Origin of the sequence: Streptacidiphilus sp. P02-A3a (assembly GCF_014084105.1) — a bacterium.
Lineage (GTDB): Bacteria > Actinomycetota > Actinomycetes > Streptomycetales > Streptomycetaceae > Streptacidiphilus.
In genome coordinates this window covers 7698107-7720270 of record NZ_CP048289.1, presented here as the reverse complement: position 1 = coordinate 7720270, position 22164 = coordinate 7698107, and the positions used below count along the sequence as shown (strand labels likewise).

The following is a 22164-nucleotide window of genomic DNA, read 5'->3' as shown; positions in this document are numbered from 1 at the left end:
CGTGCGTAAGGTGAGAACGAAGGGTGAAGGACGACCCGGGCACGCGCGGAGCGCGCCGGGACGCACCGACACCGCGGGACGACCGGACCGGTCGGCGCCCGCAAAGACGCGGAGCGTCCACACGCATCCGACCACGGGCGCCACCAGGCGCCGGTCCTCGGTAGTGGCCGCCGGAGAGTGACAGCGCCAAGCGCGTACTGCACCTGCCGGAGGCTTCGATCGAAGACCGGCCAAGCCGGGCCGCCCGGCGGCGGCGCGGAGCTGGACGCTCCACCTAGAGGACATGAAGGAGATCTTCCAGGTGGAAGACAACACCACGCACGAAGCCGTAGCCGTCATCGACAACGGTTCTTTCGGTACCCGCACCATCCGCTTCGAGACCGGCCGTCTGGCCAAGCAGGCCGGCGGCTCCGCCGTCGCCTACCTGGACGACGAGACGATGATCCTCTCGGCGACCAGCGCGTCGAAGCAGCCCAAGGACCACTTCGACTTCTTCCCGCTGACGGTGGACGTCGAGGAGCGGATGTACGCGGCCGGGCGCATCCCCGGCTCGTTCTTCCGCCGTGAGGGCCGTCCCTCCGAGGACGCCATCCTCACCTGTCGGCTGATCGACCGCCCGCTGCGCCCGTCCTTCGTCAAGGGCCTGCGCAACGAGATCCAGGTCGTCTGCACGATCATGGCGCTCAACCCCGACGACCTGTACGACGTCGTCGCGATCAACGCCGCCTCCGCCTCCACGCAGCTCGCGGGCCTGCCCTTCTCCGGCCCCATCGGCGGCGTCCGGGTGGCCCTGATCAAGGGCCAGTGGGTCGCCTTCCCGCGCCACAGCGAGCTTGAGGAGGCCGTGTTCGACATGGTCGTCGCGGGCCGCACGCTGGCCGACGGCGATGTCGCGATCATGATGGTCGAGGCCGAGGCCACCGCGAAGACCATCGAGCTGGTCAAGGGCGGCGCCACCGCCCCGACCGAGGACGTCGTGGCCGCCGGTCTGGAAGCCGCCAAGGTCTTCATCCGCGAGCTGTGCCGGGCCCAGGCCCAGCTGGCCGCCGCCGCCGCGAAGCCCACCGGTGAGTTCCCGGTCTTCCTGGACTACCAGGAGGACGTGTTCGAGGCGCTCAGCGCCGCGGTCACCGGCGAGCTGGCGCAGGCGCTGACCATCGCCGGCAAGCAGGCCCGCGAGGCCGAGCTGGACCGGGTCAAGGCGCTCGCCTCCGACAAGCTGCTGCCGCAGTTCGAGGGGCGCGAGAAGGAGATCTCCGCCGCGTACCGCTCGCTGACGAAGAAGCTGGTCCGCCAGCGCGTCATCAAGGACAAGGTCCGCATCGACGGCCGCGGGGTCACCGACATCCGCACCCTGGCCGCCGAGGTCGAGGTCATCCCGCGGGTCCACGGCTCCGCCCTGTTCGAGCGCGGCGAGACCCAGATCCTGGGCGTCACCACGCTGAACATGCTCCGGATGGAGCAGCAGCTGGACACCCTGGCGCCGGAGACCCGCAAGCGCTACATGCACAACTACAACTTCCCGCCGTACTCCGTCGGCGAGACCGGCCGCGTGGGCTCGCCCAAGCGCCGCGAGATCGGCCACGGCGCCCTCGCCGAGCGCGCGCTGATCCCGGTGCTGCCGACCCGCGAGGAGTTCCCCTACGCGATCCGTCAGGTGTCCGAGGCCCTCGGCTCCAACGGCTCGACCTCGATGGGCTCGGTCTGCGCCTCGACCATGTCGCTGCTGAACGCCGGTGTGCCGCTCAAGGCCGCCGTCGCCGGTATCGCCATGGGCCTGATCTCGCAGGAGATCGACGGCGAGACCCACTACGTCGCGCTGACCGACATCCTCGGCGCCGAGGACGCGTTCGGCGACATGGACTTCAAGGTCGCCGGTACCAAGACCTTCGTCACCGCGCTCCAGCTGGACACCAAGCTCGACGGCATCCCCGCCTCGGTGCTCGGCGCCGCGCTGAAGCAGGCCCACGACGCGCGTCTGCACATCCTGGACGTGATGAACGAGGCGATCGACGTCCCGGACGAGATGTCCGAGTTCGCGCCGCGCATCATCACCATCAAGATCCCGGTGGACAAGATCGGTGAGGTCATCGGCCCCAAGGGCAAGATGATCAACCAGATCCAGGAGGACACCGGCGCGGACATCACCATCGAGGACGACGGCACCATCTACATCGGTGCGGTCGACGGTCCCTCGGCGGAGGCTGCCCGTACGACGATCAACCAGATCGCCAACCCGACCATGCCGGAGGTCGGCGAGCGCTACCTGGGTACCGTGGTGAAGACCACGACCTTCGGCGCGTTCGTGTCGCTCATGCCGGGCAAGGACGGCCTGCTGCACATCTCGCAGATCCGCAAGCTCGCCGGTGGCAAGCGCGTGGAGAATGTCGAGGACGTGCTCGCGGTCGGCTCCAAGGTGCAGGTCGAGATCGCCGAGATCGACCCGCGCGGCAAGCTCTCGCTGATCCCCGTGGTCGAGGGCGAGGACGCCGCCGAGGCGGCCGAGGCCAAGTAGGGCCCTGTCGACGGCCTGAACCGTCGCGGCCCGGGCCGCCGTCCACTGTGGCGGCGGCCCGGGCCGCACCCCTGTCCGGGGTCGTCGGGTATTTTTTCCTTTTCTCCCAGCTTCTCCCAGCCGGAGGCATTCGGTGGCACAGCCCACGGCGGCGCAACAGCGGCCCGGTACGACCAAGACCCTGATCAAGGGCGTCGACGGCGCAGGCACCGTCCGCCGCACCGTCCTGCCAGGGGGGCTGCGGATCGTCACCGAGACCCTGCCGACGGTCCGCTCGGCGGCCTTCGGGATCTGGGTCGGCGTCGGCTCCCGGGACGAGACGCCGGTGCTCAACGGCACCACCCACTACCTGGAACACCTGCTCTTCAAGGGCACCGAGCGGCGCAGCGCGCTGGAGATCTCCTCCGCGCTGGACGCGGTCGGCGGCGAGATGAACGCGTTCACCGCCAAGGAGTACACCTGCTACTACGCCCGGGTGCTCGACAACGACCTGCCGCTGGCCGTCGACGTGGTCTGCGACATGCTCACCGGCTCGCTGATCCGGCAGGAGGACATCGACACCGAGCGTGACGTCGTCCTCGAAGAGATCGCGATGACCGAGGACGACCCGAGCGACGTCGTGCACGACCTGTTCGCCCAGACCATGTACGGCTCCACGCCGCTGGGACGCCCGGTGCTCGGCACCGTGGACACCATCAACGCGCTCACCCGCGACCAGGTCGCCGGGTTCTACAAGCGCCGCTACCGCCCCGAGCACCTGGTGGTCGCCGCCGCCGGGAACATCGACCACGCCGCGGTGGTCCGCCAGGTGGAGCAGGCCTTCGCCGCCGCCGGGGCGCTCAGCCGCACCGACACCACCCCCGCCGACCCCCGTGGCGGCACCCGGGCGCTGCGCACCGCCGGGCGGGTGGAGATCCTGGACCGCCCGACCGAGCAGGCCCACGTCGTCCTCGGCCTGCCCGGACTGGCCCGCCGCGACGAGCGGCGCTGGGCGCTGGGCGTACTGAACTCGGCGCTCGGCGGCGGCATGAGCTCCCGGCTGTTCCAGGAGGTCCGGGAGAAGCGCGGCCTCGCCTACTCGGTCTACTCCTACTCCTCCGCCTACGCCGACAGCGGCCTGTTCGGGATCTACGCGGGCTGCCAGCCCAAGCGGGTCGAGGAGGTGCTGAAGATCTGCCGTGAGGAACTGCGGAAGGTCGCCGAGAACGGCATCACCGAGGAGGAGCTGGCCCGCGCGGTCGGCCAGATCTCCGGCTCCACCGTGCTCGGCATGGAGGACACCGGCTCGCTCATGTCCCGGGTCGGCAAGGCCGAGCTCTGCTACGGCGTGCACCTGTCGGTGGACGAGCTGCTGGGCAAGATCTCGGCGGTCACCCTGGACGACGTCCGCGAGGTGGCCGCGAGCGTGCTCGGCGGCTACCGGCCCTCGCTCGCGGTGATCGGCCCGATCCACGGCAAGCGCGCGGAACGGATCTCCGCGGCGGCGTCCTGAACCGGTCCGGTGCCGAACCGGCCCGGTGCTGAGCCAGTCCCGTCCTGAACCCAGTAGTCGGATACCACTCTCACAGGAGTCACCAGATGAGCACCTCCCTGCGGGTCGCCGTGATCGGCGCGAACGGCCGGATCGGCTCCGAGGCCGTCCGTGCCGTGGAAGCGGCCCCGGACCTGGAACTCGTGGCCGCCCTCGGGCGCGGCGACAGCCTGGACACGCTGACCGGGGCCGGTGCGCAGGTCGCCGTCGAGCTGACCCACCCCGACTCGGTCATGGCCAACCTGGAGTTCTGCACCGCGGCCGGGATCCACTCGGTGGTCGGCACCACCGGCTGGACCGAGGAGCGGCTGGCCACGCTGCGCGGCTGGCTCGCCGCCGCCCCCGGCACCGGCGTGCTGATCGCGCCGAACTTCTCCATCGGCGCGGTGCTCACCATGCGCTTCGCCCAGCAGGCGGCCCGGTTCTTCGAGTCGGTCGAGGTCATCGAGCTGCACCACGACAACAAGGCCGACGCCCCCAGCGGCACCGCCACCCGGACGGCGCAGCTGATCGCCGCCGCCCGCGCCGAGGCCGGGGCCGCCCCGCAGCAGGACCCGACCACCCACGGCCTGCCCGGCGCGCGCGGCGCCGACGTGGACGGCGTCCCGGTGCACTCGGTCCGGCTGCGCGGCCTGCTGGCCCACCAGGAGGTGCTCTTCGGCGGTACCGGCGAGACCCTGACGATCCGTCACGACTCGCTGCACCACAGCTCGTTCATGCCCGGCATCCTGCTCGGCGTGCGCCGGGTGGGACAGGCCCCGGGGCTCACCTTCGGCCTGGAGAACTTCCTGTTCGCCGATCAGGGCACCGCCACCGGAGAGTGAATTCATGATCGCCCGTCTGATGTACTTCGTCGTCTCCGCCGCACTGCTGCTCGGCTTCGTGGTGATCGTGGTCACCGGCGCCCAGCTGATGGCCACCGGCAGCGCCGCGGCCGTCGGCATCGGCGTCTGCGCCGAGGTGCTGGTGGCGCTGGGCTGCTGGTTCCTCTGGAAGACCTACCGCTTCGGCCGCCGCAGCGGCCAGCTCGCCCGGCAGCTCGAAGCCGAGGGCGGACTACCGGTCGACGAACTCCAGCGGACCGCGGCCGGCCGGATCGACCGGGACTCCGCCGACGAGGTCTTCGCCCGCCGCCAGGCGGAGACCGAGTCCACGCCGGAGGACTGGCGCGCCTGGTTCCGCCTGGCCGTCGCCTACGCGGACGCCCGGGACACCCCGCGCGCCCGCAAGGCCATGCAGCGGGCGATCAGCCTCCACGACGCGCGGGCGTAGCCCCGGCCGGCTGCCGCTGGGCCGCCAGCACCGGCGCGGGGGTCGCGTACTCCAGCTCCGGCAGCGCCGCGCCACCGAGCCGCAGCACCCCCCGGCGGCCGGTCGGGAGCATCCCCTGCCGCTCGTAGAACGCCCGGCCCCGGGCGTTCGCCTCCAGCACCCACAGCACCTGCTGTGCGAAGCCGTCCTCGCGCAGCCGCCGCCTGGCCGCCGCCAGCAGCGCCCGGCCCGCCCCGGTCGACCAGCAGTCCGGGTGCGCGTACAGCGCGTACACCTCGCCGCGCCTGGGGCCGCCGCGCAGCTGCTCGGGCATCGGCCGCTCCGGACCGCACATCACGAAGGCGACACTGCGCCCGTCGCGCTGGGCCAGCAGGCAGTGGCGTCCGGCCGGGTTCTCCCGGAAACGGCGCAGGGCACGCGCCAGCTCCTGCGGATCCGAGTCCATGGCGTCCAGGTAGGCGGGCGGGATGATTCCCACGTACGCCGCCCGCCAGGAGGCGGCGCGCAGGCGCAGCACATCGGCGACGTCGTCGGCGGTCGCGTCGCGCACCACCGGCGGCGCCAGGCGTCCGGGCACAGCTGCTGACCTCCTGTCGGTCGGCTGTCGTCCCACATGTCGAGAGGATCAGGATAGACAACGGGCTGTCGGTGGTGGCCGATACTCTCAATGAGGTTCGCACCCGGACCTCCACGAAAGGAAAATCCCTGGTGACCGACGTAACCCCCGCCGTCCCTGAGCCCCTCTTCCGGGACGACGTCACCGTCGAGCTGGTGCGCTCCAGCGCGCAGGACGCCGACGTGCTGTTCGCCGCCCGGGTGTCCACCGCCGGCGAGCAGTCGCTCGACGAGCTGCAGAAGGACCCGGCCCGCTCCAAGGGCCTGATCAACTACCTCATGCGCGACCGGCACGGTACCCCGTTCGAGCACAACTCGATGACCTTCCTGGTCAGCGCCCCGATCTTCGTCTTCCGTGAGTTCCAGCGGCACCGCGCCGGCTGGTGCCTGGCGGGCGACACGGAGATCACTCTGGAGAGCGCGGGCGGGAACCTCAGGCGTCGCGGCATCGCGGAGCTCTACCGGCTCTGGCACCACGGGGTCGAGGACAGCGAGCCGGTGAGCAAAGGCGGGGTCAGCTGGAAGGAGAAGGCCCAGAAATGGTCCGCCCAGGCGAAGGTCCAGGGCGGGTACCACTACCTCGGCCTGCACAGCAGCAGGGAGGCGGCCGAACGGGCCGTCGCGGAGTTCCGGGAAAGCCATCCCTCCAAGCGACAGCGCAAGCTCGACTCCGTACGGCGCAGCCACGTGCGCTGCTACGACGAGCGCACCCGGCTGGCGGGCCGGGCGCAGATCGTCGATGTCATGGAGTCCGGAGTGAAGCAGCTCCTGCGGTTGACCACGGCGACGGGCAAGGTGCTGCGTTGCAGTGCGGACCATGCCATCTGGACGCCGGACGGCTGGCGCAAGGCGGGTGAGTTGGCAGTCGGCGATTCCGTCATGATCGGCGGAACGGCCCCCCGGCCGTCGGAGGCCCTGGTACCGCCTAGCCTCCGGCGGGGGATCGGCGTCTGGACGTCCATGCAGCGCAACCGGCTGATCGACGACATCGATGTCTGCTACCTCTGTTCGCGGACCTTCCCGCGCGGGGCGCTGGAGCTGGACCACGTGGTCCCGGTCGCGATGGACCTGCCGCGGGCTCTCGACGAGGGCAATCTCGCGCCGGTGTGTGAGCCGTGTCATACCGAGAAGAGCGCCAGTGAGCAGGCGTTGGCGCGGCGCGGCGGCAAGGTGGCTGTCGCCAAGGCCGACCTTGTGGTCTCCGTGCAGCCCGATGGCGAGGAGATGACCTACGACCTCGCCGTCGAGGGGCCGTGGCACAACTTCCTGGCGAACGGGGTCGTCGTGCACAACTCCTACAACGAGGAGAGCGGTCGCTACCGCGAGCTCCAGCCGGTCTTCTACGTTCCGGGCGAGGATCGCAAACTGGTGCAGAAGGGCCGCCCGGGCAAGTACGAGTTCTTCGAGGGCACGCCCGAGCAGCAGAAGAGCGTGACCGTCGCGATGGAGGCCTCCTACCGGCAGTCGTACGAGGCCTACCAGGCGATGCTGGCCGACGGCGTGGCCCGTGAGGTGGCCCGGGCGGTGCTGCCGGTGGGTCTGTTCTCCTCGATGTACGCCACCTGCAACGCCCGCTCGCTGATGCACTTCCTGTCGCTGCGCACCAAGGACGAGCGGGCCAAGGTCCCGTCCTTCCCGCAGCGGGAGATCGAGATGGTCGCCGAGAAGATGGAGCGGGAGTGGGCCGCGCTGATGCCGCTCACCCATGCGGCCTTCAACGAGCACGGCCGGGTCGCGCCGTAGCTCCGGAGCCTGCCTGGCCGGTGACCCAGTTGGGCGAGAAGTGGCTTATGTCCCATTTGCGGTAAATCTTGATATTACCTAGTCTCAAAGCACGAGCCCCGGTGCTGTCTGAACCCCCGAGCAGGCAGCACCGGGCTCTCTTTGTGCGCCCCGCCACCCCCACCAGGTGGACTGCTTGTACGTTCGACCACCAGCAACGAGTAGCGTTGGGTCCATGGCTCCGACCTCCACCCCTGAGATCCCCTTCGGCAGGGTGCTGACCGCGATGGTGACCCCGTTCACCGCCGACGGCTCCCTCGACCTCGAAGGCGCCCAGCGTCTGGCGGCACACCTCGTCGACGCCGGCAACGACGGACTCGTCGTGAACGGCACCACCGGCGAGTCGCCGACCACCACCGACGCTGAGAAATCCGCGCTGGTCCAGGCGGTACTGGAGGCCGTCGGCGACCGGGCCCATGTCATCGCCGGGGTCGGCACCAACGACACCAGGCACACCCTGGAGCTCGCCCGCGAGGCCGAGCGCGTCGGAGCCCACGGCCTGCTCGCGGTCACCCCGTACTACAACAAGCCGCCGCAGGAGGGCCTCTACCGGCACTTCACCGCCGTGGCCGATGCCACCGGCCTGCCGGTCATGCTCTACGACATCCCCGGGCGCAGCGGTGTCCCGATCGCGACCGAGACCCTGGTCCGACTGGGCCAGCACCCCCGGATCGTGGCCAACAAGGACGCCAAGGGCGACCTGGCCGCCGCCGGCTGGGCCATCTCGCGCAGCGGCCTGGCCTGGTACTCCGGGGACGACATGCTCAACCTGCCGCTGCTGTCCATCGGCGCGGTGGGCTTCGTCAGCGTCGTCGGCCACCTGGTGACCGAGGACCTGCGGGCGATGCTGGAAGCCTTCCTGAGCGGTGACCCGGCCAAGGCCACCGAGATACACCAGCGGCTGCTGCCGGTCTTCACCGGTATCTTCCGCACCCAGGGCGTGATCACCACCAAGGCCGCCCTGGCGTTCCAGGGCCTCCCGGCCGGGCCGCTGCGGCTCCCGCTGGTCGAGGCCACCGAGGCGGAGGCCGCTCAGCTCAGGAGCGATCTCGCCGCCGGAGGGGTACACCTCTGACAACAGACGTTCACGTCCCGCTTACCGCGATCCGCTCAGGCGATTCACGCGACCGCGATGACGTGTAGCACCAAGGAAAGATCCGTAACGATGCCGCCTGCGCCGTGCGCCCGCTCCGGGTGTTCTGCGCGCGCGGGAAGGAGAGACTTTTGAGCCATCCGCATCCCGACCTGGGTACCCCGCCGCCGCTCGCCGAAGGGGCCCTCCGGGTCACCCCGCTGGGCGGACTCGGTGAGATCGGCCGCAACATGACGGTGTTCGAGTACGGCGGTCGCCTGCTCATCGTCGACTGCGGCGTGCTCTTCCCCGAGGAGCAGCAGCCCGGTGTCGACCTGATCCTGCCCGACTTCACCTCCATCCGGGACCGGCTGGACAAGATCGACGGCATCGTCCTCACCCACGGGCACGAGGACCACATCGGCGCTGTCCCCTACCTCCTCCGGGAGAAGCCGGACATCCCGCTGATCGGCTCCAAGCTGACCCTGGCGCTGATCGAGGCCAAGCTCCAGGAGCACCGCATCCGGCCGTACACGCTGGAGGTGAAGGAGGGGGAGCGCGAGCGCATCGGCGTGTTCGACTGTGAGTTCATCGCGGTCAACCACTCCATCCCGGACGCTCTCGCCGTCGCCATCCGCACGCCGGCGGGCATGGTCGTCGCCACCGGCGACTTCAAGATGGACCAGCTGCCGCTCGACAAGCGGCTCACCGACCTGCCGACCTTCGCCCGTCTGGGCGAGGAGGGCATCGACCTGCTGCTGGTGGACTCCACCAACGCCGAGGTCCCCGGGTTCATCGCGCCGGAGCGCGACATCGGTCCGGTGCTCCAGCAGGTGTTCGACCGCGCCGACAAGCGGATCATCGTGGCCAGCTTCGCCAGCCATGTCCACCGCATCCAGCAGGTCCTGGACACCGCCCACGAGTTCGGCCGCAAGGTCGCCTTCGTCGGCCGTTCCATGGTCCGCAACATGGGCATCGCCCGTGACCTCGGCTACCTGAAGGTGCCGGGGGGCCTGGTCGTGGACGTCAAGGCGCTGGACGACCTGCCCGACGAGGACGTGGTGCTGATCTGCACCGGTTCGCAGGGTGAGCCGATGGCGGCGCTGTCGCGGATGGCCAACCGCGACCACCAGATCCGCATCGTCGAGGGCGACACGGTCATCCTCGCCTCGTCGCTGATCCCCGGCAACGAGAACGCGGTCTACCGCGTGATCAACGGCCTCACCCGCTGGGGTGCGGACGTCGTGCACAAGGGCAACGCCAAGGTGCACGTCTCCGGCCACGCCTCGGCCGGTGAGCTGCTGTACTTCTTCAACATCTGCAAGCCGCGCAACCTGATGCCGGTCCACGGCGAGTGGCGGCACCTGCGGGCGGTCTCCGAGCTGGGCCAGAAGACCGGCGTCCCGAAGGAGCGCGTGGTCATCGCCGAGGACGGCGTGGTGGTCGACCTGGTCGACGGCGTCGCCCGGATCGTCGGCAAGGTCCAGGCGGGCTACGTGTACGTCGACGGCCTCTCGGTCGGCGACATCACCGAGAGCTCGCTGAAGGACCGTCGGATCCTCGGCGACGAGGGCATCGTCTCGGTGTTCCTGGTCGTCGACTCGGCTACCGGCAAGGTGGTCAGCGGCCCGAACATCCAGGCTCGTGGCTCCGGCATCGACGACGACGCCTTCGGGCCCGCGATCCAGAAGATGCAGGAAGCCCTGAACCGCTCGGCGCAGGACGGCGTCATCGAACCCCGTCAGGTGCAGCAGCTGGTCCGCCGAGTGCTCGGCAAGTGGGTGTCCGACACCTACCGCCGCCGCCCGATGATCCTCCCGGTCGTGGTCGAGGTCTGACCTCCGCCGGTACGGCACGACCTGCGGATGCCCCCGCCGACTCCGGTCGGCGGGGGCATCGGTTTGACATCGGTTGACCGGGTGCGTAGTGTCCTTCGAGTTGCCCTGCGTTTCTGCGGTGGCGGCCAATCCCTGAAACACATCGCACGGCCTTCTTTGGTGTGTGATTTTCCGAGAATTGTGGTGGGCGAACGAAAACCGGTGGATTTCGCATCGGTGGCGTGGTTCCGCTAAGGTTTCACTCGTCGGAACGGGCCGGAAACGGCGCGGGACGGCGGGAAATCGGGCCGGAAACGGTCTGGTAAGCTAGAAAACGAAGAACGAAGCGCCCGGAGAGACCGGTGAAAGGGTCTCGAAGGAAGCGTCCGTTCCTTGAGAACTCAACAGCGTGCCAAAAGTCAACGCCAGATATGTTGATACCCCGTCCGTTGATCGGACGAGGTTCCTTTGATGCACAAAACACTAGCGAGGACGCAGTGCACGGGATCGGCTATTCCGCCGGTTGCTGTGCCGCTCAACGCGAGTGTGATCGGGATATCCCGAGAACATTCACGGAGAGTTTGATCCTGGCTCAGGACGAACGCTGGCGGCGTGCTTAACACATGCAAGTCGAACGGTGAAGCCCTTCGGGGTGGATCAGTGGCGAACGGGTGAGTAACACGTGGGCAATCTGCCCCAGATTCTGGGACAACACCGGGAAACCGGTGCTAATACCGGATACGACGCATCTCCGCATGGGGTGTGCGTGGAAAGCTCCGGCGATCTGGGATGAGCCCGCGGCCTATCAGCTTGTTGGTGGGGTAATGGCCTACCAAGGCGACGACGGGTAGCCGGCCTGAGAGGGCGACCGGCCACACTGGGACTGAGACACGGCCCAGACTCCTACGGGAGGCAGCAGTGGGGAATATTGCACAATGGGCGAAAGCCTGATGCAGCGACGCCGCGTGAGGGATGACGGCCTTCGGGTTGTAAACCTCTTTCAGCAGGGAAGAAGCGCAAGTGACGGTACCTGCAGAAGAAGCACCGGCTAACTACGTGCCAGCAGCCGCGGTAATACGTAGGGTGCGAGCGTTGTCCGGAATTATTGGGCGTAAAGAGCTCGTAGGCGGCTTGTCGCGTCGGATGTGAAAGCCCGGGGCTTAACTCCGGGTCTGCATTCGATACGGGCAGGCTAGAGTGTGGTAGGGGAGATCGGAATTCCTGGTGTAGCGGTGAAATGCGCAGATATCAGGAGGAACACCGGTGGCGAAGGCGGATCTCTGGGCCATTACTGACGCTGAGGAGCGAAAGCGTGGGGAGCGAACAGGATTAGATACCCTGGTAGTCCACGCCGTAAACGTTGGGAACTAGGTGTGGGTCACATTCCACGTGGTCCGCGCCGCAGCTAACGCATTAAGTTCCCCGCCTGGGGAGTACGGCCGCAAGGCTAAAACTCAAAGGAATTGACGGGGGCCCGCACAAGCAGCGGAGCATGTGGCTTAATTCGACGCAACGCGAAGAACCTTACCAAGGCTTGACATATACCGGAAACGGCCAGAGATGGTCGCCCCCTTGTGGTCGGTATACAGGTGGTGCATGGTTGTCGTCAGCTCGTGTCGTGAGATGTTGGGTTAAGTCCCGCAACGAGCGCAACCCTCGTTCTGTGTTGCCAGCGGGTTATGCCGGGGACTCACAGGAGACTGCCGGGGTCAACTCGGAGGAAGGTGGGGACGACGTCAAATCATCATGCCCCTTATGTCTTGGGCTGCACACGTGCTACAATGGCCGGTACAATGAGCTGCGATACCGCGAGGTGGAGCGAATCTCAAAAAGCCGGTCTCAGTTCGGATTGGGGTCTGCAACTCGACCCCATGAAGTCGGAGTTGCTAGTAATCGCAGATCAGCATTGCTGCGGTGAATACGTTCCCGGGCCTTGTACACACCGCCCGTCACGTCACGAAAGTCGGTAACACCCGAAGCCGGTGGCCTAACCCGCAAGGGAAGGAGCTGTCGAAGGTGGGACCAGCGATTGGGACGAAGTCGTAACAAGGTAGCCGTACCGGAAGGTGCGGCTGGATCACCTCCTTTCTAAGGAGCACTTCTCCTGGCTTCGGTCGGGCAGAGGCCAGTTCATCGGCGAATGTTCGGTGCTGGTAGCTCATGGGTGGAACGTTGACTATTCGGCACGATCAGTTGGTCATGGTTAGTACTGCGCTTCGGCGCGTGGAACGCGGTGGTTGGTTGGTTGTGTCGGGCACGTTGTTGGGTCCTGAGGGCGCGGCCGTATGGCTGGTCTTCAGACGCCGACCCCAGTGAACTTCACGCCGTCTGGTGTGGGGGTGATGGGTGGTTGGTCGTTGCTTGAGAACTGCACAGTGGACGCGAGCATCTGTGGCCAAGTTTTTAAGGGCGCACGGTGGATGCCTTGGCACTAGGAACCGATGAAGGACGTGGGAGGCCGCGATAGGCCCCGGGGAGCTGTCAACCGAGCTTTGATCCGGGGGTGTCCGAATGGGGAAACCCGGCAGTCGTCATGGGCTGTCACCCGCTGCTGAACACATAGGCAGTGTGGAGGGAACGCGGGGAAGTGAAACATCTCAGTACCCGCAGGAAGAGAAAACAACCGTGATTCCGAGAGTAGTGGCGAGCGAAATCGGATGAGGCTAAACCGTTGTGGTGTGATACCCGGCAGGGGTTGCCACTTCGGGGTCGTGGGAAGATTCTTGATCAATCTGCCGGTTGGTCGGGGAGTCAGAAACCGTATGGGTAGTCGAAGGACATGCGAAAGGTCCGGCGTAGAGGGTAAGACCCCCGTAGACGAAACCTGTACGGCTCTCTTGAGTCTTTCCCAAGTAGCACGGAGCCCGAGAAATTCCGTGTGAATCTGGCGGGACCACCCGCTAAGCCTAAATATTCCCTAGTGACCGATAGCGGACAGTACCGTGAGGGAATGGTGAAAAGTACCGCGGGAGCGGAGTGAAATAGTACCTGAAACCGTGTGCCTACAAGCCGTGGGAGCGTCGCAGCGTGTGCTTGCACATGTTGTCGTGACTGCGTGCCTTTTGAAGAATGAGCCTGCGAGTTTGCGGTGTGTTGCGAGGTTAACCCGTGTGGGGTAGCCGTAGCGAAAGCGAGTCCGAATAGGGCGATTGAGTAGCGCGCCCAAGACCCGAAGCGGAGTGATCTAGCCATGGGCAGGTTGAAGCGCGGGTAAGACCGTGTGGAGGACCGAACCCACCAGGGTTGAAAACCTGGGGGATGACCTGTGGTTAGGGGTGAAAGGCCAATCAAACTCCGTGATAGCTGGTTCTCCCCGAAATGCATTTAGGTGCAGCGTCGCGTGTTTCTTGCCGGAGGTAGAGCACTGGATAGGCGATGGGCCCCACCGGGTTACTGACCTTAGCCAAACTCCGAATGCCGGTAAGTGAGAGCGCGGCAGTGAGACTGTGGGGGATAAGCTCCATGGTCGAGAGGGAAACAGCCCAGAACACCGGCTAAGGCCCCTAAGCGTGTGCTAAGTGGGAAAGGATGTGGAGTCGCAGAGACAACCAGGAGGTTGGCTTAGAAGCAGCCACCCTTTAAAGAGTGCGTAATAGCTCACTGGTCAAGTGATTCCGCGCCGACAATGTAGCGGGGCTCAAGTACACCGCCGAAGCCGTGTCATTGCAGCTTAACTCCTAACGGGGGCTGTGATGGGTAGGGGAGCGTCGTGTGCCGGGTGAAGCGGCGGCGGAAGCCAGTCGTGGACGGTATACGAGTGAGAATGCAGGCATGAGTAGCGATACAAGAGTGGGAAACTCTTGCGCCGATTGACCAAGGGTTCCTGGGTCAAGCTGATCTGCCCAGGGTAAGTCGGGACCTAAGGCGAGGCCGACAGGCGTAGTCGATGGACAACGGGTTGATATTCCCGTACCCGCTTTGAAGCGCCAACGTCGAACCTCTGGATGCTAAGGCCGTGAAGCCGTCTCGGATCCTTCGGGTGAAGAGGAGTGGTGGAGCCGCTGATCCAACAGGGTAGTAGGTGAGCGATGGGGTGACGCAGGAAGGTAGTCCAGCCCGGGCGGTGGTTGTCCCGGGGTAAGGGTGTAGGGCGTTGCGTAGGCAAATCCGCGCAGCACGAGCCTGAGACCTGATGCCGAGCCGATTGTGGTGAAGTGGATGATCCTATGCTGTCGAGAAAAGCCTCTAGCGAGTTTCATGGCGGCCCGTACCCCAAACCGACTCAGGTGGTCAGGTAGAGAATACCGAGGCGTTCGGGTGAACTATGGTTAAGGAACTCGGCAAAATGCCCCCGTAACTTCGGGAGAAGGGGGGCCGGTTGTGGTGATGGGACTTGCTCCTTGAGCTGTGGCCGGCCGCAGAGACCAGCGAGAAGCGACTGTTTACTAAAAACACAGGTCCGTGCGAAGCCGTAAGGCGATGTATACGGACTGACGCCTGCCCGGTGCTGGAACGTTAAGGGGACCGGTTAGCTTGGTTTCGACCTGGCGAAGCTGAGAACTTAAGCGCCAGTAAACGGCGGTGGTAACTATAACCATCCTAAGGTAGCGAAATTCCTTGTCGGGTAAGTTCCGACCTGCACGAATGGCGTAACGACTTCTCGACTGTCTCAACCATAGGCCCGGTGAAATTGCATTACGAGTAAAGATGCTCGTTTCGCGCAGCAGGACGGAAAGACCCCGGGACCTTTACTATAGCTTGATATTGGTGTTCGGTTCGGCTTGTGTAGGATAGGTGGGAGACTTTGAAGCGGCCACGCCAGTGGTTGTGGAGTCGTCGTTGAAATACCACTCTGGTCGTGCTGGATGTCTAACCTGGGTCCGTGATCCGGATCAGGGACAGTGTCTGGTGGGTAGTTTAACTGGGGCGGTTGCCTCCTAAAATGTAACGGAGGCGCCCAAAGGTTCCCTCAGCCTGGTTGGCAATCAGGTGTTGAGTGTAAGTGCACAAGGGAGCTTGACTGTGAGACCGACGGGTCGAGCAGGTGCGAAAGCAGGGACTAGTGATCCGGCGGTGGCTTGTGGAAGCGCCGTCGCTCAACGGATAAAAGGTACCCCGGGGATAACAGGCTGATCTTCCCCAAGAGTCCATATCGACGGGATGGTTTGGCACCTCGATGTCGGCTCGTCGCATCCTGGGGCTGGAGTAGGTCCCAAGGGTTGGGCTGTTCGCCCATTAAAGCGGTACGCGAGCTGGGTTTAGAACGTCGTGAGACAGTTCGGTCCCTATCCGCTGCGCGCGTAGGAGTCTTGAGAAGGGCTGTCCCTAGTACGAGAGGACCGGGACGGACGAACCTCTGGTGTGCCAGTTGTCCTGCCAAGGGCATGGCTGGTTGGCTACGTTCGGGAGGGATAACCGCTGAAAGCATCTAAGCGGGAAGCCTGCTTCGAGATGAGGGCTCCCACCACCTTGAGTGGTTAAGGCTCCCAGTAGACGACTGGGTTGATAGGCCGGATGTGGAAGCCCTGTGAGGGGTGGAGCTGACCGGTACTAATAGGCCGAGGGCTTGTCCATAGTTGCTACGCGTCCACTGTGTTGTTCTGAAGGAACGACCCCTACTCCGTGAGGAGTGGTGTGCGGTCAACTTCATAGTGTTTCGGTGGTCATAGCGTGAGGGAAACGCCCGGTTACATCCCGAACCCGGAAGCTAAGCCTCATAGCGCCGATGGTACTGCAGGGGGGACCCTGTGGGAGAGTAGGACGCCGCCGAACAACCTTTACTGTAGGCCCCCTGACATCATGTCAGGGGGCCTACAGTCATTTCCGGGCCAGCAGCGCGTAGCTGCCGAGCCCGGCCAGCAGGGCCCAGACGGGGGCGCCGATGCCGAAGGCGGTGACCCCGGATGCGCAGACCACGAAGGTGATGACCGCCGCCTCGCGGCCGTTCTCCTGGGCGACCGTGGCCGAGAGCGCTGAGCCGAGTGTGCCGAGCAGCGCCAGCCCGGCCGTGGCCTCGATCAGCAGCGGCGGGGCCGCGCTCAGCAGTGCGGCGGAGAAGCCCGCGGTCAGTCCCAGCAGCAGGTAGACCGCGCCCGCGGTGACCGAGGCGATCCAGCGCCGGGCCCGGTCCGGGTGGGCGTCCGGACCCGCGACCAGGGCCGCGGTGATGGCCGCGAGATTGACCATGTAGGCGCCGCCCACCGAGCCCACCGCGCTGGCCAGGCCGGTGCCGATGAGGATGGGGCGGGTGCGCGGCTGGTAGCCGAAGTGGGTCAGTACCGCGATCCCGGGGATGTTCTGCGAGGCCATGGTGATCACGTACAGCGGGAGCGCGATGCTGACGGTCGCGCCCAGGCTGAACGCCGGAGTGGTGAAGGTCGGTGTCGGCAGCAGGTCGCCGCTGTGTCCGAACGTGTGGGCGTGCTGGAACAGCAGCGCCGCGACGGCGGTGGCGAGCGCGCCGGGGGTGGCCCAGCGGCGCGCGAAGCGGGTGAGCAGTGCCCAGGCGGCGATCGTCGGCAGGGCGAGGTCCGGCAGTTGGTCGGCGGCCCGGACCGGGGCGAGGCAGAGCGGCAGTAGTACGCCGGCGAGTAGCGCGGTGGCGAGTGAACCGGGTATCGCGGAGATCCAGCGTCCCAGGCGTCCCCATATCCCGGTGAGGGTGATCAGCAGCCCGCTGACCAGGAACGCGCCCACGGCGCAGCGGTATCCGCCGCTCTGGTGACCGGCGGTGGCGAGCAGCGCGGCGCCGGGGGTGGACCAGGCGATGCTGACCGGCTGGCGGTGCCGCAGCCCGAACCAGATGGCGAGCCCGCCCATGGCGAGGCAGAGCAGCAGCAGCCCGGACACGGCCTGACGTGGATCGGCTCCGACACCGCGCAGTCCGGTGAGGACCAGGACGAAGGAACTGCTGAAGCCGACGATGGCGGTGACCAGGCCCGCGCTGAGCGGCTGGCTCAGCGGCACGGGGTCGGTGCGTGCGGCCGGCCCGCCGGGGCTCCGGGCGCCGGGTACGAGTGCGGGTTCGGTGGTCGGCATGTGTCTCCCCCTGCGGGCTGTCGTTCCGTTTATGGAACGATAGCGGCAGGAGGATACTCAATGCCATGGAACAGGGATGGCCGGACGGCCCGGCTGCGGAAACGGGGCGGCGCATCCGCCGACTGCGCGGCGAACGCGGGCTCAGCCTCTCGGAGTTGGCCCGCCGGGCGGGGGTCGGCAAGGCGACGCTCTCCGGCCTGGAGTCGGGAACCCGCAATCCCACGGCAGGCACCCTCTACGTCATCGCCGCGCAGTTGGAGGTACCGCTGGCGGCGCTGCTGGCCGCACCCGGTGCCGGGCCGGAGGGGGAGGCCACGGTGGTGCACGGTGACGCGGTGTCGGCGACGCTGCTGGAGGCCTTCGTGGACGGGGGGATCAGCACCGAGCTCTACCGGCTGCGGATCCGCCCCGGAACGGCGCAGACCTCTCCCGGGCACGGCCCCGGAGTGGTCGAGTACCTGACCGTGTTCAGTGGCACCGCCCTGGTCGGGCCGGTGCCCGCGCCCCTGGTGGTCCGGGCCGGGGAGCATGTCTCCTGGGTCTGCGACCAGCCGCACACCTATGCGGCGCTGGATCAGACCGAGGTCCAGGCAAGCCTGCTGATCCGGCATCCGCTGCGCAGCCCGCTGCCGGATGCACCGGAAGGCGGCCCTGAGGTGTCCGTTGTCAGTACCTGACGTTACGGTGTGCCCAAACGGTGCACCCGGCACCGTCCGACGACGGCGTCCCCGGGTGCGATGCCCTGCGCAGAGAGGCGGTCTGCCGTGCAGAATCTCACGCTGTCCTGGCAGTCCGCCGGGGCGTTGAGCGTTGCCGTGTACACGGGCTCGCTGCTGGCCCGGCGCGCGGGCAGGGCGGCCGTCGGGCTGGTGCTGCGCGAGGCAGCGACGGTGGTGGCGCTGTTCGCGGTGTGGCAGTTCGCGGGCCAGCTGTCGGTGATGGGCACCGACGACGCCGTCGCCCGCGGGCAGTGGATCTGGGACACCGAGCGAAGACTCGGTTTTCCCAGCGAGGCCGCGCTGCAACGCTGGTTCCTGCCGCACCACCTGCTGATCCAGGGGGCCAACTACTACTACGCGTCGATGCACTTCGGCGTGATGATCGCGCTGCTGGTCTGGCTGTTCCTCCGGCACCGCGAGCGGTATCCCTGGGTCCGGACGACGTTGGTGCTGGTCACCGCGATGTCCCTGGCGGTGCAGTTGATACCCGTGGCGCCGCCTCGGCTGCTTCCGGTGGCCGGGATGGTGGACACGGCGGTCCAGTACGGGCAGTCGGTCTACGGGGCGTCGGTCGGCGGACTGCAAGCCGACTCCTACTCGGCGATGCCGTCGGTGCACGTGGCCTGGTGCGTCCTGGTGGCGGTGGCGGTGATCAAGGTCAGCCGGAGCCGTTGGCGCTGGCTGATCCTGCTGCATCCGCTGGTGACCGTGACGGTGGTGCTGGTGACGGCCAACCACTACTGGTTCGACGGCCTGGCGGCGGTGGCCCTGCTGCTGTTCAGCTACCTGCTCCAGTGGGGCGCGGCGCGGATCGTGCTGCGTCGGCGCACGGCCCGGGCACGGTCCGTGCCGACGGAGCGGCCCGACGAGGTGTCGGTCCCGGTGAGCTGAGCCGGCTTCGGACGATTGCCGGTCTCAGGTGGGCACTCAGGGGGAGCTCAGGGGCCGGTCACCGTCGGCACGCGCAGGGCCAGGATGGCCATGTCGTCCGAGGCCGGTTCCGGCGCGAAGCGCTCCACCGCGCGCAGCACCCGCGCCGCGACCGCCCCCGCTGTCAGCCCGGTACAGCCGGAGAGGACCTCCGCGAGACCGTCGTCGCCGAGCATCCGGCTGCCCTCGCGGCGCTCGGTCACCCCGTCGGTGACGCACAGCAGCACGTCGCCCGGGTCGAGCGTGAAGGTCTCCTCGGTCAGTTCCAGGTCCTCGATCACGCCGAGCAGCGGCTGCGGCTCGGCCGCGGCGTTGACCGTGCCGTCGGGGCGCAGCCGTAGCGGCAGCGGGTGTCCGGCGCAGACCGAGCGGATCTCCACGGTGCCGTCCTCGTGCGGTGTGAGTTCGCCGTAGAGCAGGGTCAGGAAGCGGCTGCGGGCGCCCTCGTCCAGGATGGCGGCGTTGAGCCGCTTCAGTACCTCCGGTGCGGACAGGCCCTCGCGGGCGAGCAGCCGCAGCGAGTGCCGGGCCAGCCCGGTGACGGCCGCGGCCTCCGGACCGGTGCCGCAGACGTCGCCGATGGCGAAGCCGTAGCTGCCGGAGCGGATCGGGAAGACGTCGTAGAAGTCGCCGCCCACCTCGTTGCCCTCACCGGCCGCACGGTAGATCACCTCGACCTCCAGGCCCGGGATGCGGGGCATCTCCGGAGGCAGCAGGCTGCGTTGCAGCGCCCGGCTGATGGCGGTGCGCTCGGAGTAGAGCCGGGCGTTGTCCAGCGCCAGGGCGGCGCGGCGGGAGAGGTCCTCGGCGAGTTCCAGGATCTCCCGGCGGAACTTCTCGTCGGCGGCCTTGCCCAGGGTGAGCATGCCGATCACCCGGTTGCGGGCGACCAGCGGCAGCACCACGGTCTCGCCGCCGACGGCCGCCGCCGCGGCGAGCGCGGCGGCCGGGCCGGAGCCCGGGGTCGGCCGGGTGGTGCCCTCGCGGGCCAGGCTGCGCAGGGAGACCCGCATCGCGCCCTCGTGCGCGGCGACCGCGGGTTCTCGCCAGTTGCGCGCGCCCGGCAGGTTCAGCGGCTCCGGCGGCGGGATCCGGGTCAGCAGCTCGCGCAGTCCGTCGATCTGGTCCTCGTCCTCGTGCAGTACGAAGGCGAGTTCGGGGGCGGACTGGTCGGTGATGGTGTAGACGGCGCACCAGGAGGCCAGCGTGGGGACGGTCATCTGGGCCATCAGCGCCAGCGTCTGGTCGCGTTCCAGCGTGCCCGCGAGCAGGTCGGACGCCTCCACCAGGAACGACAGCGAGCCCCGGCGGAGCCGTTCCAGCTCGGTCAGCCGGGCACTCTCCACGGCCAGCGCGATCCGGTCGGCGGCGAACTGAAGCCGCAGCGCGTCCTCGTTGCGGTACTGGTCGGCGGCCTGCGCGGCGACACCGAGGGAGCCGGTGAGCCGGCCCTCGACCTTCAGTGGCACGGTGACCACCGACCGCAGTCCGGTTCCGGTGAGCAGCGGGACGGTGCCGGGCTGCGCGGTGAGGTCGTCGTGGACGGCCGGGAGCCGGGCCGAGCCGTAGCGTCCGGCGCTCGCCTCGACCGGGACCCGGGCGAAGCGCTGGCGTCCGGACGGCAGCCCGCAGCTGGCGCGGACCTCCAGCTCGGTCTCGTCGTCGGTGGCCAGCAGCAGGTAGGCGGCGTCGCCGTCGAGCATGTCGCGGGCGCGTTCCACGGTGCGCTGAAGCAGGCCGTCGAGGTCGTCCGGGGCCGGTGACCCGATGAAGGCGTCGAAGGAGCGGGCGAAGCCGTGCAGGTCGGTGCTGTGGTTGTCGGGACTGACCGGGTCGTTGTGCTGGCTGCCCCGGAACGGCGACTGGAGCACCGCGCGTTCGTGCTCGCGGACCAGCAGGCAGACGGTCGACGGCACGCCCTGGGTATCCCTGACCCGCAGGTGCGCCCCGTACACCGGCATCACCCGGCCGTCGCCGCAGCGCAGGCCGTAGCTGCCCTCCCAGCGGGACAGCCGCAGTGCCTCGTCCAGGCCGAGGCCGGTGCCGGGGGTCTGCGGCCAGGCCGCGTACGCGCCGAGCGGCTGGCCGACGGTCTTGGCCGAGGGAAGTGTGAACAAGGTCTCGGCGTCCGCGTTCCAGCCGCTGACCTTGCCCGCGGCGTCGACCTGGATCACCGCGACCCGGACGGCGGAGTCGGCGGCGGGCAGCAGTTCGTCCGGGGTGACCGGCCCGGCGAAGCGGGTTCCGGTGGCGCGGGCGGGCAGGTCGAGCTGGAACCAGACGCGCTTGCGGGTGGCGGTGTAGTCGACTCCCCAACGGGCGGCCAGGGCGGCGCACAGCAGCAGCCCACGCCCCCCTTCGCGCTCCAAATCGGTGTGATGAGGCTCATATCCACCGCCGAGCGTGGGCTGGTCCACCGGTTCGCCGTTGAGCGCCCGCTCGGCCTCCTGGTAGAGCGCGCCGTCGAAGACCGGCAGCGCGCGCTTCGGGTAGCGGTCGGCGACCTCGACCCGGACCGAGTGCTCGTGCCGCAGGCAGAGCACCTCGGCGGCGGTTCCGGCGTGCACCACGGCGTTGGTGACCAGCTCGCTGGCGAGTACCACCGCGTCGTCCACGACCTCGGAGAAGCCCCAGCCCTGCAAGGTGTCCCGGACGAAGCCGCGCGCGGACGCCACGGAGCGGCCGACCGGCTCGAACGTGGCGGCAGCCCGCGCGGTGACCACGTGGCGACTCCTCTTCTGCTGTGTTCGGCGGAGATGCGTTGTCTCTGGGATGTGTCGGGGACAACGGGCGTGACCCCGTCAGGTTACTTTCCGCAGCGTGCTGCTCGCTCCCGAACGGCAAGGCGATACCCCGCGCCAGCCCTACCGCAACCCCGTAGGGTGGATAGATTGTTTGGCGACAGCCGGTCCGCAACTCTGGAGGGACCCCGG

Annotated in this window: 11 protein-coding genes, 3 rRNA genes and 3 pseudogenes; 14 read left to right on the top strand and 3 right to left on the bottom strand. The window is 67.7% G+C overall.

Annotated features, from left to right (window positions below; translation table 11 throughout):
• Positions 1-301: 301 nt before the first annotated feature.
• The 4 genes from GXP74_RS32445 (at position 302) to GXP74_RS32430 (ending at position 5318) form a co-directional block, all read left to right on the top strand.
• Positions 302-2515: a polyribonucleotide nucleotidyltransferase gene (locus GXP74_RS32445; protein WP_225448361.1), complete on the top strand. Its 2214-nt coding sequence runs from the start codon at positions 302-304 to the stop codon at positions 2513-2515.
• 133 nt (positions 2516-2648) lie between these two features.
• Positions 2649-4007: a pitrilysin family protein gene (locus GXP74_RS32440; protein WP_182454830.1), complete on the top strand. Its 1359-nt coding sequence runs from the start codon at positions 2649-2651 to the stop codon at positions 4005-4007.
• An 86-nt stretch (positions 4008-4093) separates the two neighbouring features.
• On the top strand, positions 4094-4870 hold the full coding sequence (gene dapB, locus GXP74_RS32435) for a 4-hydroxy-tetrahydrodipicolinate reductase (RefSeq protein ID WP_182454829.1): 777 nt from the start codon (positions 4094-4096) through the stop codon (positions 4868-4870).
• 4 nt (positions 4871-4874) lie between these two features.
• Positions 4875-5318 carry a hypothetical protein gene (locus GXP74_RS32430; protein WP_182454828.1) on the top strand — a complete coding sequence of 148 codons (444 nt, stop codon included), beginning with the start codon at positions 4875-4877 and terminating at the stop codon, positions 5316-5318.
• On the opposite strand, the gene GXP74_RS32425 is transcribed toward GXP74_RS32430, so the two are convergent.
• The gene (locus tag GXP74_RS32425) at positions 5293-5895 is read right to left on the bottom strand and encodes a GNAT family N-acetyltransferase (protein ID WP_182454827.1); all 603 of its coding nucleotides are present in this window, start codon (positions 5893-5895) and stop codon (positions 5293-5295) included. The genes GXP74_RS32430 and GXP74_RS32425 overlap by 26 nt on opposite strands.
• Before the next feature lie 131 nt (positions 5896-6026).
• Between GXP74_RS32425 and GXP74_RS41205 the strand changes: the two are divergent.
• The 8 genes and pseudogenes from GXP74_RS41205 to rrf all read left to right on the top strand — a co-directional run.
• Positions 6027-6317: pseudogene (locus GXP74_RS41205) on the top strand (FAD-dependent thymidylate synthase); the annotation flags it as partial.
• 114 nt (positions 6318-6431) lie between these two features.
• Positions 6432-7223, top strand: a pseudogene (locus tag GXP74_RS42365) (HNH endonuclease); the annotation flags it as partial.
• 3 nt (positions 7224-7226) lie between these two features.
• Positions 7227-7676, top strand: a pseudogene (gene thyX / locus GXP74_RS42360) (FAD-dependent thymidylate synthase); the annotation flags it as partial.
• Between the two features lie 214 nt (positions 7677-7890).
• Positions 7891-8790, top strand: coding sequence for a 4-hydroxy-tetrahydrodipicolinate synthase (dapA, locus tag GXP74_RS32415; protein WP_182454825.1), 900 nt, complete (start codon positions 7891-7893; stop codon positions 8788-8790).
• A gap of 149 nt (positions 8791-8939) precedes the next feature.
• The gene (locus GXP74_RS32410) at positions 8940-10625 is read left to right on the top strand and encodes a ribonuclease J (protein WP_182454824.1); all 1686 of its coding nucleotides are present in this window, start codon (positions 8940-8942) and stop codon (positions 10623-10625) included.
• Positions 10626-11173: 548 nt separating this feature from the next.
• A 16S ribosomal RNA gene (locus GXP74_RS32405) occupies positions 11174-12692 on the top strand.
• Between the two features lie 305 nt (positions 12693-12997).
• Positions 12998-16118 (top strand): 23S ribosomal RNA (locus tag GXP74_RS32400).
• A gap of 81 nt (positions 16119-16199) precedes the next feature.
• Positions 16200-16316: ribosomal RNA gene (gene rrf, locus GXP74_RS32395) — 5S ribosomal RNA — on the top strand.
• The 16S, 23S and 5S rRNA genes sit together here, the layout of an rRNA operon.
• Before the next feature lie 45 nt (positions 16317-16361).
• Here rrf and GXP74_RS32390 read toward each other — a convergent pair.
• Complete coding sequence (locus GXP74_RS32390) at positions 16362-17582, bottom strand: benzoate/H(+) symporter BenE family transporter (protein ID WP_182454823.1); 1221 nt, start codon at positions 17580-17582, stop codon at positions 16362-16364.
• 65 nt (positions 17583-17647) lie between these two features.
• On the opposite strand from GXP74_RS32390, the gene GXP74_RS32385 reads away from it, so the two are divergent.
• Together GXP74_RS32385 and GXP74_RS32380 are read left to right on the top strand one after the other, a co-directional pair.
• Positions 17648-18259: a helix-turn-helix transcriptional regulator gene (locus GXP74_RS32385; RefSeq protein WP_182454822.1), complete on the top strand. Its 612-nt coding sequence runs from the start codon at positions 17648-17650 to the stop codon at positions 18257-18259.
• 87 nt (positions 18260-18346) lie between these two features.
• On the top strand, positions 18347-19192 hold the full coding sequence (locus GXP74_RS32380) for a phosphatase PAP2 family protein (protein WP_182454821.1): 846 nt from the start codon (positions 18347-18349) through the stop codon (positions 19190-19192).
• A 47-nt stretch (positions 19193-19239) separates the two neighbouring features.
• Here the strand turns inward: GXP74_RS32380 and GXP74_RS32375 are convergent, their stop codons facing one another.
• Positions 19240-21954 (bottom strand): SpoIIE family protein phosphatase, encoded by a 2715-nt coding sequence (locus GXP74_RS32375; RefSeq protein ID WP_182454820.1) that lies wholly within the window; start codon positions 21952-21954, stop codon positions 19240-19242.
• Positions 21955-22164: the final 210 nt, after the last annotated feature.

Excerpts from the sequence above, each read along its gene's own strand:
- dapB (WP_182454829.1), top strand. The coding sequence starts at position 4,094 with ATGAGCACCTCCCTGCGGGTCGCCGTGATCGGCGCGAACGGCCGGATC.
- GXP74_RS32430 (WP_182454828.1), top strand. The coding sequence starts at position 4,875 with ATGATCGCCCGTCTGATGTACTTCGTCGTCTCCGCCGCACTGCTGCTC.
- dapA (WP_182454825.1), top strand. The coding sequence starts at position 7,891 with ATGGCTCCGACCTCCACCCCTGAGATCCCCTTCGGCAGGGTGCTGACC.
- GXP74_RS32390 (WP_182454823.1), bottom strand. The coding sequence starts at position 17,582 with ATGCCGACCACCGAACCCGCACTCGTACCCGGCGCCCGGAGCCCCGGC.
- GXP74_RS32385 (WP_182454822.1), top strand. The coding sequence starts at position 17,648 with ATGGAACAGGGATGGCCGGACGGCCCGGCTGCGGAAACGGGGCGGCGC.